Genomic DNA, 14,573 nt, shown 5'->3' with positions numbered 1-14,573 from the left:
CTACGCCCGGCGCAGTTGCTCCTGCACGGCGGCAACGTGCCGGGCGTCCACGCCCCACGGGTCCTCGACGCCGACCTTGCGGTCCAGGTCCCACAGCACGCACTCTTCGTCCGGTCGCGCCACCAGCGACCAGGCGACCACGGTGCGGCCCAGTTGTTCGACCATGGTGCCGTGATTCTGCGTGCTCTCCCCGACGCCCTCTGGGAAATGGTGCAGGAAACGTCCGTAAGCCTGCTCGCAGAAGTTCGCGTAGAGCTGGGTGCAGAGAATGAAGCCGTGCCACGCCTCGTCGACCGCGTGCGAGGGCATGCCGATCACCTGGTCGTCGCGAATGGCGGCGCCGCAGCACCGTAACCATTGGCGCAGACCGGTTTCCACGAGTTCACGAGGTTGCCAGGGCGAGGTCTTGAAGATCGCTTCGGGCAGACGCAGGGCGGCGACGGTGCGGTCGACGGTGGGTAGGTCGACTTGCCGTGTGCCGGGCCGGAGGAAAGAGAACGCCACAATTCACTGTAAGGCCACTGGAGGTGGGGGTGCCGCGGGCGGGTCCGGGGATTAGCCTGCGGGCATGGTGATAATGCTCCTGCTCGGGTTCATAGTGGTGTGTATCGGCGCGGTGGTGACGACCATCGTGTGGCTGATTCAGCGGTCGATTCAGTCGCAGGGTGCGCCCCCGCTGGATCGGCGATGGGTGGCCGGGTCGGCCGGGGTGACCGGATACGTCGACGGGACCTCGGGTCAGCCATGGGATCCGGGCAGTCCGTCCAGTGGCTGCGGTGGGGGTTCGAACAGTGGCTGCGGCGGCGGATCGAACAATGGCTGCGGTGGTGGGAGCAGCAGTAGCTGCGGCGGCGGAAGTAGCAGCAGCTGTTCCGGCGGGAGTAGCAGCAGCTGTTCCGGCGGGAGTAGCAGCAGCTGCGGGGGTGGGAGCAGTAGCAGCTGCGGTGGCGGTTCCTAGTCGTGTGACGTACGTCCTAGTGTCCTTGACCTGAACTCGGCTCGAGGTTTCATCCTTGACTCGTTCGGACAACGTCACGAAGGAGTCGCCATGCGTGCAGTGCAGGTCAAGGAATTCGGTGGGCCAGAGGTCCTGGAAGTATTGGAATTCCCGACACCACAACCGGATTCGGCCGAAGTGGTCGTCGACGTCGAGGTCGCCGACGTGATGTTCCTCGACACCCGGCTGCGCAGCGGATGGGGTCAGGACTTCTTCCCGTTGAGCCTGCCCTACGTCCCCGGTGGTGCGATCGGTGGCGTGGTGAGCGCGGTCGGCGCCGAGGTGGACCCCGGCTGGCTCGGCAAGCGCGTCGTCACCCAGACCGCGGCGAGCGGCATCGGCGGGGGTTTGCCCATCGGCGGCTACGCCGAGAAATCCCTGGCCAAGGCCGCCACTCTGACCGAGATCCCCGACGGGCTCACCACCGAGCAGGCTGTCGGCCTCGCCCATGACGGCCGCACCGCTCTTGCTGTCTTCGACAGGGCTGCGGTGCAACCGAATTCGTGGGTATTGATCACCGCCGCCGCGGGTGGACTCGGCACCCTGCTCATTCAACTGTCCGTCGCGGCGGGCGCGCAGGTTGTGGCCGCGGCCCGCGGTCCGGAAAAGCTGGCGCTGGCAACACGATTGGGTGCTGCAGCGGTAGTCGACTACTCCGCCGAGGGCTGGGAGCAGCAAGTCCGCGAGATCACCGGCGGGGGAGCGTCGGTCGTGTTCGACGGCGCGGGTGGCGCCATCGGCGGCGCTGCGTTGATCGCCGCATCCGACAAAGGTCTCTTCCTCGGATATGGTTCCGCCGCAGGGGATTTCGCGCTGGGCGACACCGATGCGGCGGTCGCGCGTGACGTCGCGGTACTCGGCCTGTTCGATATCGTCGGCGGCGACGTCGATTGGGTCGGCATCACTGCCCGCGCTCAGGAAGCGGTAGCTACAGGCTCGCTCGAAGTCGTTATCGGGCAGACTTTCCCGATCGACGAGGTGCGGCAGGCTCATGCGGCGATCGAAGACCGCTCCGCCCTTGGCCGTACCTTGTTGACGATCGGCGCGTCATTGTAACTTATTGTGCGCCGCAACGGAATACACGTTAAGTTATGTTCGTGCAGGGACTGATTATCGTCGCAGTGATAGCTGCGGTTCTGTTGTTGGTAATAGGAGTCATCAAGGTGGCCAGCAACCCAGGGGGCAACATCGAGCGTCGCGAACGCGAAGTTCGAGTGCGGGGAGGCCAGCGAGCCGAGCGCTCGTAACCCTTACCCTCGGGTGTAGCACACAACGGCGATCGGTCGCCGCGCCTTTCTCGGAAGCCGCGTCCCGATCGCCGTTCCTGTACCGGCCCGACACGACCACCGCGCCAAGTGGTCAACCCCGCACTCCGCCGGGTACCATGCGACTCGCCCGCGGAGACCCCCGCGGCGAGGGGCGGTAGCTCAGTCGGTTAGAGCCGCGGACTCATAATCCGCTGGTCGTGGGTTCGAGCCCCACCCGCCCCACTTCCCCTCCTGAACTGCTGTTTATCACTGTCTGTCGCCCCGAGCCGCTTTCGGCAGCTATGTGGAGGTCGTGCGAGATTTCGTAACCGGGGAAGAGGCATTGAGCATCTCGAGTACGTCGGATGTCGGGCGTACGTCACCGTACGAGCGGTAGATCGTGTGGAGTGTCGCGTTGTGTTCGTGGTCGTTCCGTGCGGCATTGGCGTCGGCGACCATGATCGTTCGGAAGCCGAGGGTCGAGGCATCGCGGGCGGAGGACTCGCTGCACACATTGGTGACGGTGCCCGCGATCAAGACCGTGTCGATCGCGCGTTGTTCGAGCAGTCCCGGCAACGAACACCGGCCGGGGAAGAACGCGCTGAAGGCGGATTTCTCGACGAACAGGTCACCCGCGCCGACGGTCAGACCAGGCCAGAGGCGGTCGGGCATCGGGCCGGAACCTCCTGTGCTGCTATAGCTTTCGGCGACCTGTGGGCCGAAGAACTCGATCGCGGCGTCGGTGGGTTCCCCGGCGCTGGGCAGAACCCAGGCAACCGTCCCGCTGACCGCTCGCAGGGCAACGGCAATCCGGTTGATGTTAGGCACGATCCCACGGCAATAGGGGTTGGCTCCGACATGAAACGGCACCATATCGATCACCACCAGAGCGGTACGCACCGCAGTGAGGACCGGGTAGGCGTGCCTGCGTCCGCGCCGGGCCTCATGACGGGCGTACTCGCCGACACCGATCTTCCAATCATGCAGCGCGACCGAGTTCTCACCCATAACCCCATCGTGCCGTAGACATGGTCCAGTCGGCGCTGCGACTTCTGGGATCAGAACAGGATCAGCGCGGCACACAGTCCGGCAAGGGCGATGAACTGCAGGGCGACCCGGTACTTCAGAATGCTGTCCCACCTGTCCTGCAGCGCGCGGGCATCGGCCGGAATGATGCCGCTCAGGGCGGCGGCGGTCTGCTGGGTATTGATCGGCTTGGCGATTCGGACGTAGAAGGCGAGCCAGGTGAGCAGTGCTGCCACCGTGATGCCCGCCGCGACAGCGGCGCGGATCTGGCCGGCCAACAGTGCGATCAGCAGGGTGAGCACCGCGGCGACCACGCCGCCCGCCCCGACGATCGGCATCCGCTTGTCGCCGTAGTAGTGACCCCATCCCGCACTGACGGTCACGGTCGCATCGTCGAGCTTGCGGTACACAGACCGCATGATGACGGCCCCACAGACATCGGTGCCGTAGACAACGGCATTCGCGAGAACGGCGACGACGGCGATGATCTGGCCGGTGACAGTGAGCATTTCGAGTTCCCTTCCAAAATCTAGCAACGCTAGAAGCTAGAGCAACGGTAACATTCGCTCGCTAGGCTGTCTAGCGTTGCTAGATCTCGGACAATGCAGGCTTCGCGTCTCAGGTCTACTTCGCGCTCAGTCCCGCGATGAGGAGGGCGACCATTCGGCGCGGGTTGTAGCGGGGAGTGTCGCCGCCGATGCAGAGATTGCCGACCGCGCGGAGCAGTTCGTAGGGGTCGATGTCGGGGTGGATTTCACCTGCGGTGGTGGCGGCGGTGAGCAGGGCGGCGCAGGTGGGGACCAGGCGGTCGAGGAAGTAGGTGTGGAGGGTTTCGAAGGTGGCCGCGTCGGATTGCAGTGCTTCTGCCAGGCCGTGTTTGGTGGTGAGGAAGTCGGCGAAGAGGGTTATCCATTCGCCGAGTGCGGCGTGGGGGGAGCCGTGGGCGGCAAGGAGGGCGGGGCCGGCTTCGGCGCACGCTTCGACCTGGTGGCGGTAGACGGCGACGATGAGGTCGGCGCGGGTGGGGAAGTGGCGGTAGATGGTGCCGACGCCGACGCCGGCTCGGGTGGCGATCTCGCGGACAGGGACGTCTACGCCCGAGGCGACGAAAGCGGCCGCGGCGGCGTCGAGTAGCGCTTGCTGGTTGCGCCGGGCGTCCGCGCGTTTGCGCGGCGCCTCGGTCGGGTTGTCGACCACGGTCGCGAAGCCTCCCTCTTGGCAAACGGAACAGCGTTCCGTATGTTGATTAGCGGAACATCGTTCCGCTTGGTCGAGGATGCCAGATCCGGCGAACCGAACCAAGCTCATCTGGGAGGAACCACCATGCACTACCGCACTCTGGGCCGTACGGGCGTTCAGGTCAGCACGCTGGTGCTCGGCGCGATGAACTTCGGCAAGCTGGGAAAGTCCACACAGGACGAGGTCACCGCCATGATCGATGTCGCCATCGATGGCGGCATCAATCTCATCGATACCGCCGATATGTACGGCCAAGGCGAATCGGAGCAACTGGTCGGCAAGGCCATCGCGGGCCGTCGGGATGACATCGTGCTGGCCACGAAGGCGAGCATGCCGATGGGTGAGGAGCGCAACCATCGCGGCGGCTCGCGCCGCTGGTTGACCACCGCGCTCGACAACAGCCTGCGCCGACTCGATGTCGACCATGTCGACCTCTATCAAATCCACCGCTGGGACCCCGAAACCAGCGACGAGGAAACTCTCGCGGCACTGACCGACCTACAGCGCGCAGGCAAGATCCGCTACTTCGGATCCTCGACGTTTCCCGCCTACCGCATCGTGCAGGCGCAGTGGGCCGCCAGGGAGCATGACCTGAGCCGATACGTCACCGAACAGCCCAGCTACTCGATCCTCCAGCGCGGCATCGAAACTCACGTCCTGCCGGTCACCGAGGAATACGGCCTCGGCGTGCTCGCCTGGAGCCCGCTGGCCTCGGGTTGGCTCTCGGGCGCGATCCGCGCCGACCGCGAAATAACCACCAGCCGTTCGACATTCATGCCCGACCGCTACGACACCACCATCCCGACCAACCACGCCAAGATGACCGCCGTCGAACAACTAGCCACGGTGGCCGACCAGGCCGGCCTGACCCTGATCCAACTCGCCCTGGGTTTCGTCACCGCCCACCCAGCCGTCACCAGCGCCATCATCGGCCCACGCACCATCGACCACTTGCACTCCCAACTGGCCGCCGCCGACACCGTATTGCCCCCCGACGTCCTCGACGCCATCGATGCGATCGTCGCCCCCGGTACCGACCTCGCCCCCCACGAAAAGCGCGACACCCCACCCTCTCTGCTCAACTCATCCCAACGTCGTCGCTGAGTTGAGGCGAGAGGCTCAACGGGCGATCGAGTTCACCCGCGCGGGGTGAGGATCACGATCGGGATCGTGCGGTTGCCTGCGTGGCGTTGGTAGAAGTCGTAGCTCGGGAAGAACTCGATGAACCTCGGCCACAGTAGGTTTCGTTCCGCCTCGGTTGCCACGCGGGCTCGGACGGGGTGGGATCGGGCGCCGATTCGGATGGTGGTGTCCGGGTTGGCTTTCAGGTTGTGAAACCAGGCCGGATGGGTTGGTTGGCCGGCTTTGGAGGCGGCTATGGCGATGAGGTCGCCGTCGGCGTGGTACATCAAGGGTGATGTTCGGTGGGTGCCGGACTTGGCGCCGACGTGGTCGAGGAGCAGGATTCGGGCATCGGGCCAGGCGGGCAGGTGGCCACCCACTCGGCCGTTGGTCCGGCGGTACAGGGCCACATGGAGTTTCGTCGATCGGCGGCCGAGGAAGATCCCGCGCTTGTTCAGGAACTGAGAACTCGATTCCACCAGTCGTGCCAGCGGTGACCTCTTGGGTTCACGCCGGGGATGGGCATTGTTCGGATCGCTCATGGGCTCCTCCGATGTTCGCTCTACTACGTTCAATAGTAGACCTGCGGCGGGCCAGCGGATGGTGAATCGTCAAGCGACCAGGCGGAGGGCACGGGGTGGTCGCTGGTGGGACCGATGACTTATGTCATGACCGACCCATGCGAATCCCCTCGCGCATCGGTGACTGCGCTTACTACTGGTGACACCCCGCGTCGACCACCGTAGAAGGCATGGGAAACACAGACGTCATCACCGCACGCGGGCTGCGCCGAACGTACGGTCGCGGCGACGACGCATTCGAAGCCGTCAAGGGTGTCGACCTCGAGGTGCACGAGGGGGAGGTGTTCGCGCTGCTCGGGACGAACGGCGCGGGCAAGACCTCGACGCTGGACATGCTGGAAGGGCTCGTCGCCCCCTCGGCGGGCGAGGTCGAAGTCTTCGGCCTCGACCCCCTCCGGCACCGCGCCCAGGTCCGCGCGAGAGTCGGCATCATGTTGCAGTCCGGTGGGCTGCCCGCCGAGCTGACCGTCGCCGAGACGCTGGAGATGTGGCGGGGGACGTGCACCGATCCGACCACCGCCGAGGCCGTGCTGGCGCAGGTCGGCCTGACCGATCGGGCGGGCGTGCGGGTCGGTTCGCTGTCGGGTGGCGAACAACGCCGCGTCGATCTGGCGTGTGCCCTGCTCGGGCAGCCGCGCTTGCTGTTCCTGGACGAGCCGACCACCGGCCTCGATCCGGAAAGTCGGCGTGGGACATGGCAATTGCTCGCCGATCTCAAAGCGTCGGGGGTGACGATGGTGCTCACCACGCACTATCTGGACGAGGCCGAAGCACTGGCCGATCAGATCGCGATCATGCACAAGGGCGCGATCGCCCGCAGGGGCACGCTGCGCGACATCGTCGACGACCATCCGGCGCGGATCGCGTTCGACCACCCGGGACTGCCCGTGCCGCAGTTCCGTGGCGCCCGCGTCGATGCCGGCGCGCGAGTCACGATCGGCACCAACGATTTACAGGGCCACCTGTTCGAGCTGCTCGGCTGGGCACGCGAAGCGGGCGTGCGGTTGACCGGACTCGAAGCGCGCGCCGCGTCGCTGGAATCGGTCTTCCTCGATATCGCCGAGGCCACCACTCCCACCTTGATCGGAGCACGATGACTACCACCTTGCCCGCCAATGGATTCCGCCGTCGACCGCTCACCGCTCTGGCCAAAGCCGAGTGGCTGCAGTTCCGCCGCAACAAAACTCTCGTCTACATGGCGACGGTGTTCCCGATTGGTATTCCGGTGATCACCTTCTTCATCGCCCGCAAAGATGCCGAGCCGACAGCGGCGATGGCGGCAGTGACTTTCGAATTGCTCGCGCTGCTCGCCTTGCTGTTCGTGCAGTACTACTCGGTGCTGTCGATGGTGACCACCCGCCGCAGCGAAGGGGTGCTGAAACGGTTGCGCACCGGTGAGGCCACCGACTGGCAGATCCAGCTCGCTCCGGCCATACCCGGTGCGATCATGACGGTCGCGTGCACGGCTGTTGTCACCGCGGTGGTCTACGGAACCGGCACACCCGCGCCGGTCAACCCCCTGGCGATCGTGGTCGCTCTCGCCGGCGGAACGGTGCTGTTCTCGCTACTCGCCCTGGCGACCAGCGCGTACACCAAGAACGCGGAGGCGGCGCAGATCACCTCGCTGCCGGTGATGATCATCGCGATGCTCGGCATGTCCTCCATCCGTGGTGTGCTGCCCGACCGGCTGGCACAGCTGGCCGAATGGACCCCGTTCGCCGCCGTCTCCGACCTCATCTCCCTCGGCGCGGCGGGCAAGCTGTCGGCGGTCGCCGAATCCGACGCCGCGCTGAGCTTCGTGGACACCGTCACCGAATCCGGCCGACCGTTTGCGACACTGGCGCTATGGACCGTGCTGGCGCTCGCGCTGACCCGCAAGAGCTTCCGCTGGGACGATCGCGGGTGATGCGCGCGACCGCCTGGTGGCACGAGTTGTCGGGGGCGGCCAAGTTCCGGCTCTACAGCCGGGGCTCGTTCCAGGCGGTGATCGCCGTGCTGGTCGTGGTGCTGGCGATCAAGGCCGAGTCGGTGCCGTCGGTGCTCGGGATCGTCGTCGGTGGCATCGCGGCCGCTGTCGCACTGGAGGCGCAACCCGATTTCGCCACCTTCCCCGGCGTGGTGACGCGGCCACGGATGTTGCTGGCGGCCATCGCGGTGTTGGTTGCGCTGTGGGTGATCAGTGGGATAGTCGCCCGCTCGGCGAACGACGAGGCGACAGTCCACAGCGCGCGCACGGTGGGCGTGTCCGCGGTGGTCCTGGCGATCTTCTCCGTCATCCCGTTCACTCGCCACAAGTGGTGGATTCTGATCGGGCTCAGCCTGGCCACTCCGCTGCTGGTCTTCGGAACGCCGCTGCGCGAAGGCCTTCAGGGGGCGGCGGCGCTGGTGATCACCGGGATCTGCGCGATCGTGTTGACCCGGCTCACGGTGTGGGGGCTGGGAATCATCGACGAGTTGGAGCGAACCAAAGGCGTCGAGGCCCAACTCCAGGTCGCCGAGGAACGGCTGCGTTTCTCTCGGGACCTGCACGATGTCGTCGGCCGCGGGTTCTCGGCCATCGCGGTGAAAAGCGAATTGGCGGTGGCACTGTCGCGAGCGGGCGACAGCGATCGGGCGACTGCGGAGATGGAAGAGGTCAGAACGTTGGCGGTCGAGTCGATGGGACAGATGCGCACCCTGGTGCGCGGCTACCGCAATATCGACCTGCGTGGCGAGGTGGCCGGGGCGCGGTCACTGCTGTCGGCGGCGGGATGCGAACTCGTCGTCGAGGGCGATGCGGCCAAGGTGCCCGCGGCATTCCACGAAGTCGCGGCCTGGGTGGTGCGGGAAGGCACGACCAATATCGTCGAACACTCGGCGGCGACGACCGCGACGCTCACCCTCGGCGGGTCGGGCATGTCGCTGCGCAACGATCGCCCGCAGGGCGCGATCGGTGAACGATCCGGGCTGCGCGGCCTCGGCGAACGACTCGCCGCCGTCGGCGCGACCCTCGACATCGCCACATCCAGCGACGAGTTCACCCTCGAAATCCATTGGGAGAATCAGTGATTCCCGTATTCCTGGCCGACGACGAAACCCTCATCCGCGCCGCTATGGCGACGATGCTCGGCCTGGAGCCCGATCTCGAGGTTGTCGCCCACGTCGGTTCCGGTGCGGAACTCGTCGCGGCCTGGCGTCGCAGGGCCGAGGAAGGTGAGCCCGCCGCGGTCGCCGTCATCGATCTCCAGATGCCGGGGATCGATGGCATCGACACCGCCGTCGAATTGCTGCGGATCACCCCTGGCGCAGGCACTTTGATCGTCACCAGTCACGGCAGGCCCGGCTATCTCAAGCGCGCGCTTTCCGCGGGTGTGCGCGGGTTCCTGCCCAAGACGACCTCGGCGGCGACGCTGGCCGAGGTGATCCGGTCGGTGCACAACGGGGGCCGATACGTCGATCCCGAACTCGCGGCCGAAGCCATCAGCGCGGGGGACACCGTCCTCACCGCCCGTGAGGCCGACGTCCTCGAATTCGCCGCCGACGGCGCGTCGGTGGAGGACATCGCCAAACGCGCGCACCTCTCCCCGGGCACCACCCGCAACTACCTGTCCTCGGCGATGACCAAGCTCGGCGTGTCCAATCGCTACGAAGCCGCACTCAAAGCTCGTGAGAAGGGTTGGATCTAGCGCGTTTTCGCTAGGGTGTGGGGCATTACGGCCGAGCACGGTGTGAGATGAGGAGCGACAGTGGCTGCTGCGCTGGTGAAGGGGCAGAACGCTGGACTGGATCCGGGCGAGGTGGTGCTGTCGGTGCGGGGCGGGGTCGCGGCCGATCTCTCCGCGCTGTTGGTGACCGAAGCGGGGAAAGTGCGCTCGGATGCCGACTTCGTCTTCTTCAATCAGCCACAGGCGCCCGGTGTTCGGCTCAACGGTGCGGGGCTCGAGATCTCACTCGGTGCGGTGCCGGGCGAGATCGCGCAGATTCGCGCGGTGATCACTGTCGCGGCGCAGGGCGATACGTTCGGAACGGCCGCGGCACCGGTGGCATCGGTCGCTGATCGTGCGGGGAATGTATTGCACGAGTATGTGATCGACGGACTCGATCGCGAGTCGGTGGTGATCGCGCTCGAGCTGTATCGCCGGGGCGAACAATGGAAGGTCCGCGCTGTCGGGCAGGGCTATGCGGGCGGGTTCGCCGACCTGGTCACCGATCACGGGGTGAGCGTCGACGACGAGCCGGAAGTTGGCGCGGCGCCCGAGGTCCGGACCGTGCCCGGCGAGGCGGCGCTGTCGTTCGACAAACGGCAGACGCTGGACATGCGCAAGCGTGAAGTCGCGAAGGTGCTGATCGACAAGAGCGCTTTCGGCGCCAGAGCGCGGGTGGTGCTGGTGATCGACAAGACCGGCAGCATGCAGAAGATGTATCGCGGCGGCACCGTGCACCGGGTCGTCGAACGGATGATTCCGGTTGCCACCCAACTCGATGACGACGGCACGCTCGAGGCCTACCTCTACGCACTGACCTACGCGAAGCTGCCCGATATCACCGTCGCGGACGGGGAGCAGTGGGCACAGACCTACCTCCATCTCACCGGCACCCACGAGGGCATCGACTACGACGCCATGGGCGGTCGCAACGACGAACTGCCGATCATGCGCGCGATCATCGAAACCCTGACCGAGCCCACCCTGGTGCTGTTCTTCACCGACGGCGGCTTCGCGAAGAAACGCGAGATCGCCGCACTGATGCGCGAGGCCGCCCACCTGCCCGCCTTCTGGCAGTTCATCGGCCTCGGCAAAGCCAACTTCGGCGTTCTGCGCACCCTCGACGAACTCGACGGCCGCATCGTCGACAACGCGGGCTTCTTCGCCCTCGACGATATCGACCAGGTCGACGACGCCGAGCTCTACCGGCGCCTTCTCGGCGAATTCCCGGACTGGCTGCGCGCCGCCCGTACTGCGGGGATCGTCGGCTGACGGGTCGCCCAGCGTCGGCTGGGCGGTCGGAAATCCGGTTGTCTCCGCAGGTAGGGATCGTTAGCGTGTCTATCGTCTGCTGTTCGCAGACTGAAAGGATCAACGCATGGAACCCATTACCGAACGCGACATCAGGTCGTCGTTCGTCAACTGTTCGAAGGGTGACGCGAAGCGGTTGAATGTGCCGCGTGACCTGGGTGAACGGCCCTGGGACGACCTCGACTTCCTCGGCTGGACCGACCCGTCGTACGCGGGGCGCTGTTATATCTCGGTGCCGAGGGCGGACGGGCTGGTCAGTGTCGCGCTGCGGCACGAGACCGGTGGATCGGGCAAGACGCAGATGTGCACGATCTGCCTCACCACGCACTCGGGTGGCGGCGTTTCGCTGATGACCGCGAGCAAGACGGGCGAGTCGGGGCGCAAGGGGAACACGGTCGGCAGCTACATGTGCACCGATCTGGCCTGCTCGCTGTATGCGCGCAACAAGAAGCGGCCGTCGATGGGCAGCCGCTATCGCGAGGATCTGACGCCGGAGGAGAAGGCCCAGCGCGTGGTGGAAAACCTGAACGCCTTCGTGGACCGGCTCTACACCTAGCCGACCCGAACCACCGGATGACAGGAGGTAGATGCTGTGCGCCGACACTCGACAAACCAGCTGACCCGAGTTCTGTTGAATCCGAACAGAACTCGGGTCGATGTGTTCCTGGCCGGTCGAGTCGGGCCGGGTTGATCCCGGACCGACCCGAGCGGAGCGGGAACCTCTAGAGCAACGCTTGCATGATGGTGCCCGCGCTGGTGGCGACGACGCCGCCGATCATGGCGCCCGCGACCATCTTCGGCGACTCCATGGAGCTGCCGGTCCACTTCTCCCAGGCGAACTTTCCGCCCGCGACAGTGATGGCGATGATGCCGGACAACAAGATGAACCAGGTCAGGTACCTGACCAGCTGCATGATCTTGTCCGCCAGTGGCGGCGCTTCGGGGGTCGGATTGCCGATCTGCGCCAAGGTATCGGTGACGGCGGCCAGGAGCATGGGGTCTCACTCGGTATCTCGGAGGAACGGGACGACGATGAACTCTGCACTGATGGTATCCGGTCGTGTGCCACCGTGTCGGCGCCCATCTGACCGAACCGATCGGTTTTGTTGGTGTGCAGCGGGTTCGCGCCCGTATCCTGGACCACGTTCGAATACGGCAGGGCTGGAACGCAGTTCGCGTCACGCGATAGGGGAGCAGGCTATGAGCATCATTCTGACGTCGATGGCCGACACCATCACCACGTACGCGCAGATCGGCAACCCGACGCCGGAAGCGCCTCCGCTGTCGGACAAGATCATGAAAATGGTCCAGTACCTGACTTGGTTCATGATCCTGTCGGGCGTGCTCGCCATCACCGTCGCCGGTGGAAAGTTCGCCTGGGAGAAGTGGAACGGTAGCGCGATGGAGTCGCCGAAGATGATCGCGGGCGCCATGATCGGCGGTGTGATCGCCACCAGCGGCGGCACCATCATGAACGCGATCCTCAGCTAGATCCGCGCGCCCTTGGCGCGATTGCAGGCCCGGCACAGGATCTGCAGATTCGTCGCGCTCGTCGCACCACCGCGACTGAGCGGGATGATGTGGTCGAACTCCAGGTAGTGGCCGTCGCCGCACTCGACGCACGCGCCGCCGTCGCGCTGCCACACCTGGGCTTTCACATCCTGGGGAATACTGCGGCTGTCGAGCTGTCCCGGCGTCAGGACCAGGCGTTTCGACACGCGCAACGCACCCTCCAGTGCTGCCGCCACATAGTCGGGATCGGTGACGCCGAAAGTCGCGCCGCCCCGCGCGGACGTCGCCGCGAGCACGACGGTGCCGTGCTCGGGATGCACTGAAACCACCCGGTTCCACGGCAATTCGATGCCCGTGCCGTCGCCGACGAAGCGCAGTTTCTTGGAGCTGCCGATGAGTCGGCCCTCGGTGTTACGTGGACCGCGGGCGAGCATGCGGATGTGGACGGCGGGCAGGTCGAGGTGAACGCGCTCGTCGGGGTCGAGGTGCAGGCCGGGGGTGTTGATGGTGGGCAGTTCGCCGGCGCGCAAGCGGGAGAGAGTGCGGCCGCGATGCATTCGGCGGCGCAGATCGTCGACCACGGCGCCCGACAGCGCCAGCTCGCTGACGACGTGTTCGAAGGCATCCAGTTCGTCGGCGAATACCTCACCGTCGGCGAAGGCGAAGGCGACCATGCGCTCGACCTGGGTCAGGCCCGCGTCGCGCAGGAGTGTTCGGCCGCGCTCCTCGTCGATGCGCTGGAAGCGCAGGGCGGCCCACACCTCGGTCCATTCCTGCGACATCGTGCCGGGGCCCGCGAGCACGCGCCTGGCCCGGTTGCGCCAGTGGGTGAGGAATTCCTCGATCTCCTCGGCACAGTTCTTGCACGGTCCGTGACCGCCGAACAGCTTGCGACGCAGGGGATTGCCGCAGCGGGTACAACGGGTGCGGTGATCGTGGATGTGCGGGTGGACGCTGGAGGTCCACTCGTCGCCGTCCCACCAGCGGAGTTGATCGGGGGTTTCCGGATCGGGGTGCCAGTCGGCGAGCTCGGGGTCCGGCGGTGGTGGTGGGGGGACGTCGATGACGCGGCGGGTGAGTGCGGGAGCGTGAGTCGGCGGGACTTCGTCGAGTGGATAGGCGGCAGCGGGCGTGACAGCTCGGTGCCGTTGGTCGGGCGAGCCCTCGAACTGGCCCATCGCTCGCGCGGGGGTACTCGAGCCGGTGGCGGCACTTCCGGCGGTGGGTTCGTCCACCGTTACCCCGAATTCGGTGGCCAACCCGGCCAATCCGCCCGCCCAACCCTGGCCGATCGCGCGGAAGCGCCATTGGCCGTCGCGGCGGTAGAACTCGCCGAACATCATCGCCTGGACGTCCTCGATGCCGTCGATGGTGAACTGGGCGATCGGGCCGTCGGCGGCGTGCACGGTCAAGGTGAGGTCGAGGAGTTGGTCGAAGGTGGCGTCGTCGAGGGACGCGCTGATGACGATGCGTGCCACATCGGATTCGGTGCGGGGCAGCGAAATGCTCAGTCGCGCGGTACCGGGGGCGGGCTCCTGGTCGAGGGTGACTGCCTGGGAGGCATGGCGGGGGGCGTTGAAGAAGACGAAATCCCGGTCACCGCGGACCAGGCCCGATTCGGTGACCAGCAGGGCGTGCGCGTCTACGGCATGTGCCGACCGCCATGAAACGACCACGGCGAGAAGCGATGTCGGGACCGGCGCGTGCGCACCCTTGCGTAGTTCCATGGTGCTCGCATGATGTCATGAGGGTCCGACAGAGTTTATTGGCGCGCTGGCGCGCGCGTGTTCGCGGCCCTGAGGGGCCGCCGGTTAGCCACCGTTGCTTGCTCCTTCGTCGCCTACGCAACGGCGGC

The 14,573-nt window shown here is 66.2% G+C and carries 16 protein-coding genes and 1 tRNA gene; 10 read left to right on the top strand and 7 right to left on the bottom strand.

Translation table 11 applies throughout. The annotated features are described in order from the left end of the window. On the bottom strand, nucleotides 1-504 hold the full coding sequence (locus tag NS1_RS24565; RefSeq protein ID WP_062988139.1) for a UCP032817 domain-containing protein: 504 nt from the start codon (nucleotides 502-504) through the stop codon (nucleotides 1-3). A 544-nt stretch (nucleotides 505-1,048) separates the two neighbouring features. Between NS1_RS24565 and NS1_RS24560 the strand changes: the two genes are divergently transcribed. Together NS1_RS24560 and NS1_RS24555 are read left to right on the top strand one after the other, a co-directional pair. Next, complete coding sequence (locus tag NS1_RS24560; protein ID WP_062988137.1) at nucleotides 1,049-2,053, top strand: zinc-binding dehydrogenase; 1,005 nt, start codon at nucleotides 1,049-1,051, stop codon at nucleotides 2,051-2,053. A 360-nt stretch (nucleotides 2,054-2,413) separates the two neighbouring features. Continuing rightward, a tRNA-Ile gene (locus NS1_RS24555) sits at nucleotides 2,414-2,487 on the top strand. A gap of 57 nt (nucleotides 2,488-2,544) precedes the next feature. Here the strand turns inward: NS1_RS24555 and NS1_RS24550 are convergent. The 3 genes from NS1_RS24550 to NS1_RS24540 all read right to left on the bottom strand — a co-directional run bounded on the left by NS1_RS24550 (nucleotide 2,545) and on the right by NS1_RS24540 (nucleotide 4,467). Next, entirely contained in the window at nucleotides 2,545-3,252 is a 708-nt protein-coding gene (locus NS1_RS24550; RefSeq protein ID WP_062988135.1) for a cysteine hydrolase family protein, read from the bottom strand. A 50-nt stretch (nucleotides 3,253-3,302) separates the two neighbouring features. Beyond that, nucleotides 3,303-3,779, bottom strand: coding sequence for a hypothetical protein (locus NS1_RS24545; protein ID WP_062988133.1), 477 nt, complete (start codon nucleotides 3,777-3,779; stop codon nucleotides 3,303-3,305). Between the two features lie 115 nt (nucleotides 3,780-3,894). After that, entirely contained in the window at nucleotides 3,895-4,467 is a 573-nt protein-coding gene (locus tag NS1_RS24540) for a TetR/AcrR family transcriptional regulator (RefSeq protein ID WP_062988131.1), read from the bottom strand. A gap of 126 nt (nucleotides 4,468-4,593) precedes the next feature. Between NS1_RS24540 and NS1_RS24535 the strand changes: the two genes are divergently transcribed. Continuing rightward, nucleotides 4,594-5,613 (top strand): aldo/keto reductase, encoded by a 1,020-nt coding sequence (locus tag NS1_RS24535; RefSeq protein ID WP_062988129.1) that lies wholly within the window; start codon nucleotides 4,594-4,596, stop codon nucleotides 5,611-5,613. A 32-nt stretch (nucleotides 5,614-5,645) separates the two neighbouring features. Here the strand turns inward: NS1_RS24535 and NS1_RS24530 are convergent, their stop codons facing one another. Continuing rightward, nucleotides 5,646-6,173 (bottom strand): nitroreductase family deazaflavin-dependent oxidoreductase, encoded by a 528-nt coding sequence (locus NS1_RS24530; protein ID WP_084503968.1) that lies wholly within the window; start codon nucleotides 6,171-6,173, stop codon nucleotides 5,646-5,648. A gap of 209 nt (nucleotides 6,174-6,382) precedes the next feature. Between NS1_RS24530 and NS1_RS24525 the strand changes: the two genes are divergently transcribed. The 6 genes from NS1_RS24525 (at nucleotide 6,383) to NS1_RS24500 (ending at nucleotide 11,762) form a co-directional block, all read left to right on the top strand. After that, a complete protein-coding gene (locus NS1_RS24525) occupies nucleotides 6,383-7,309 on the top strand; it encodes an ABC transporter ATP-binding protein (RefSeq protein WP_062988127.1) in 927 nt (308 codons plus the stop codon). After that, entirely contained in the window at nucleotides 7,306-8,118 is an 813-nt protein-coding gene (locus NS1_RS24520) for an ABC transporter permease (protein ID WP_062988125.1), read from the top strand. The genes NS1_RS24525 and NS1_RS24520 overlap by 4 nt, the downstream gene beginning before the upstream one ends. After that, entirely contained in the window at nucleotides 8,118-9,260 is a 1,143-nt protein-coding gene (locus NS1_RS24515) for a sensor histidine kinase (RefSeq protein ID WP_062988123.1), read from the top strand. The genes NS1_RS24520 and NS1_RS24515 overlap by 1 nt, the downstream gene beginning before the upstream one ends. Further along, nucleotides 9,257-9,877, top strand: coding sequence for a response regulator transcription factor (locus NS1_RS24510; RefSeq protein WP_082844040.1), 621 nt, complete (start codon nucleotides 9,257-9,259; stop codon nucleotides 9,875-9,877). The genes NS1_RS24515 and NS1_RS24510 overlap by 4 nt, the downstream gene beginning before the upstream one ends. 60 nt (nucleotides 9,878-9,937) lie before the next feature. Beyond that, nucleotides 9,938-11,167, top strand: a complete 1,230-nt coding sequence (locus tag NS1_RS24505) for a vWA domain-containing protein (protein ID WP_062988121.1) — start codon at nucleotides 9,938-9,940, stop codon at nucleotides 11,165-11,167. Between the two features lie 106 nt (nucleotides 11,168-11,273). Further along, the gene (locus tag NS1_RS24500; protein ID WP_056821232.1) at nucleotides 11,274-11,762 is read left to right on the top strand and encodes an FBP domain-containing protein; all 489 of its coding nucleotides are present in this window, start codon (nucleotides 11,274-11,276) and stop codon (nucleotides 11,760-11,762) included. Between the two features lie 166 nt (nucleotides 11,763-11,928). Here the strand turns inward: NS1_RS24500 and NS1_RS24495 are convergent, their stop codons facing one another. Then, complete coding sequence (locus NS1_RS24495; RefSeq protein ID WP_062988119.1) at nucleotides 11,929-12,201, bottom strand: hypothetical protein; 273 nt, start codon at nucleotides 12,199-12,201, stop codon at nucleotides 11,929-11,931. Nucleotides 12,202-12,406: 205 nt separating this feature from the next. Between NS1_RS24495 and NS1_RS24490 the strand changes: the two genes are divergently transcribed. Then, on the top strand, nucleotides 12,407-12,697 hold the full coding sequence (locus NS1_RS24490; protein WP_062988118.1) for a hypothetical protein: 291 nt from the start codon (nucleotides 12,407-12,409) through the stop codon (nucleotides 12,695-12,697). Here the strand turns inward: NS1_RS24490 and NS1_RS24485 are convergent. Then, a complete protein-coding gene (locus NS1_RS24485; RefSeq protein ID WP_062988116.1) occupies nucleotides 12,694-14,445 on the bottom strand; it encodes a TerD family protein in 1,752 nt (583 codons plus the stop codon). The two genes, NS1_RS24490 and NS1_RS24485, sit on opposite strands and share 4 nt — an antisense overlap. Nucleotides 14,446-14,573 lie beyond the last annotated feature (128 nt).

It is taken from the genome of Nocardia salmonicida NBRC 13393 (assembly GCF_001613085.1).
Taxonomy (GTDB): Bacteria; Actinomycetota; Actinomycetes; order Mycobacteriales; family Mycobacteriaceae; genus Nocardia; species Nocardia salmonicida.
Note: the sequence above shows the minus strand (reverse complement) of the source record. Positions and strands in the feature narration are given on the sequence as shown.

What these genes read in the sequence shown, in the direction of transcription:
- NS1_RS24485 (WP_062988116.1), bottom strand. Translation starts at nt 14,445, where the DNA reads ATGGAACTACGCAAGGGTGCGCACGCGCCGGTCCCGACATCGCTTCTC.
- NS1_RS24530 (WP_084503968.1), bottom strand. Translation starts at nt 6,173, where the DNA reads ATGAGCGATCCGAACAATGCCCATCCCCGGCGTGAACCCAAGAGGTCA.
- NS1_RS24545 (WP_062988133.1), bottom strand. Translation starts at nt 3,779, where the DNA reads ATGCTCACTGTCACCGGCCAGATCATCGCCGTCGTCGCCGTTCTCGCG.
- NS1_RS24495 (WP_062988119.1), bottom strand. Translation starts at nt 12,201, where the DNA reads ATGCTCCTGGCCGCCGTCACCGATACCTTGGCGCAGATCGGCAATCCG.
- NS1_RS24490 (WP_062988118.1), top strand. Translation starts at nt 12,407, where the DNA reads ATGAGCATCATTCTGACGTCGATGGCCGACACCATCACCACGTACGCG.
- NS1_RS24515 (WP_062988123.1), top strand. Translation starts at nt 8,118, where the DNA reads ATGCGCGCGACCGCCTGGTGGCACGAGTTGTCGGGGGCGGCCAAGTTC.
- NS1_RS24535 (WP_062988129.1), top strand. Translation starts at nt 4,594, where the DNA reads ATGCACTACCGCACTCTGGGCCGTACGGGCGTTCAGGTCAGCACGCTG.
- NS1_RS24525 (WP_062988127.1), top strand. Translation starts at nt 6,383, where the DNA reads ATGGGAAACACAGACGTCATCACCGCACGCGGGCTGCGCCGAACGTAC.
- NS1_RS24500 (WP_056821232.1), top strand. Translation starts at nt 11,274, where the DNA reads ATGGAACCCATTACCGAACGCGACATCAGGTCGTCGTTCGTCAACTGT.
- NS1_RS24560 (WP_062988137.1), top strand. Translation starts at nt 1,049, where the DNA reads ATGCGTGCAGTGCAGGTCAAGGAATTCGGTGGGCCAGAGGTCCTGGAA.
- NS1_RS24550 (WP_062988135.1), bottom strand. Translation starts at nt 3,252, where the DNA reads ATGGGTGAGAACTCGGTCGCGCTGCATGATTGGAAGATCGGTGTCGGC.
- NS1_RS24520 (WP_062988125.1), top strand. Translation starts at nt 7,306, where the DNA reads ATGACTACCACCTTGCCCGCCAATGGATTCCGCCGTCGACCGCTCACC.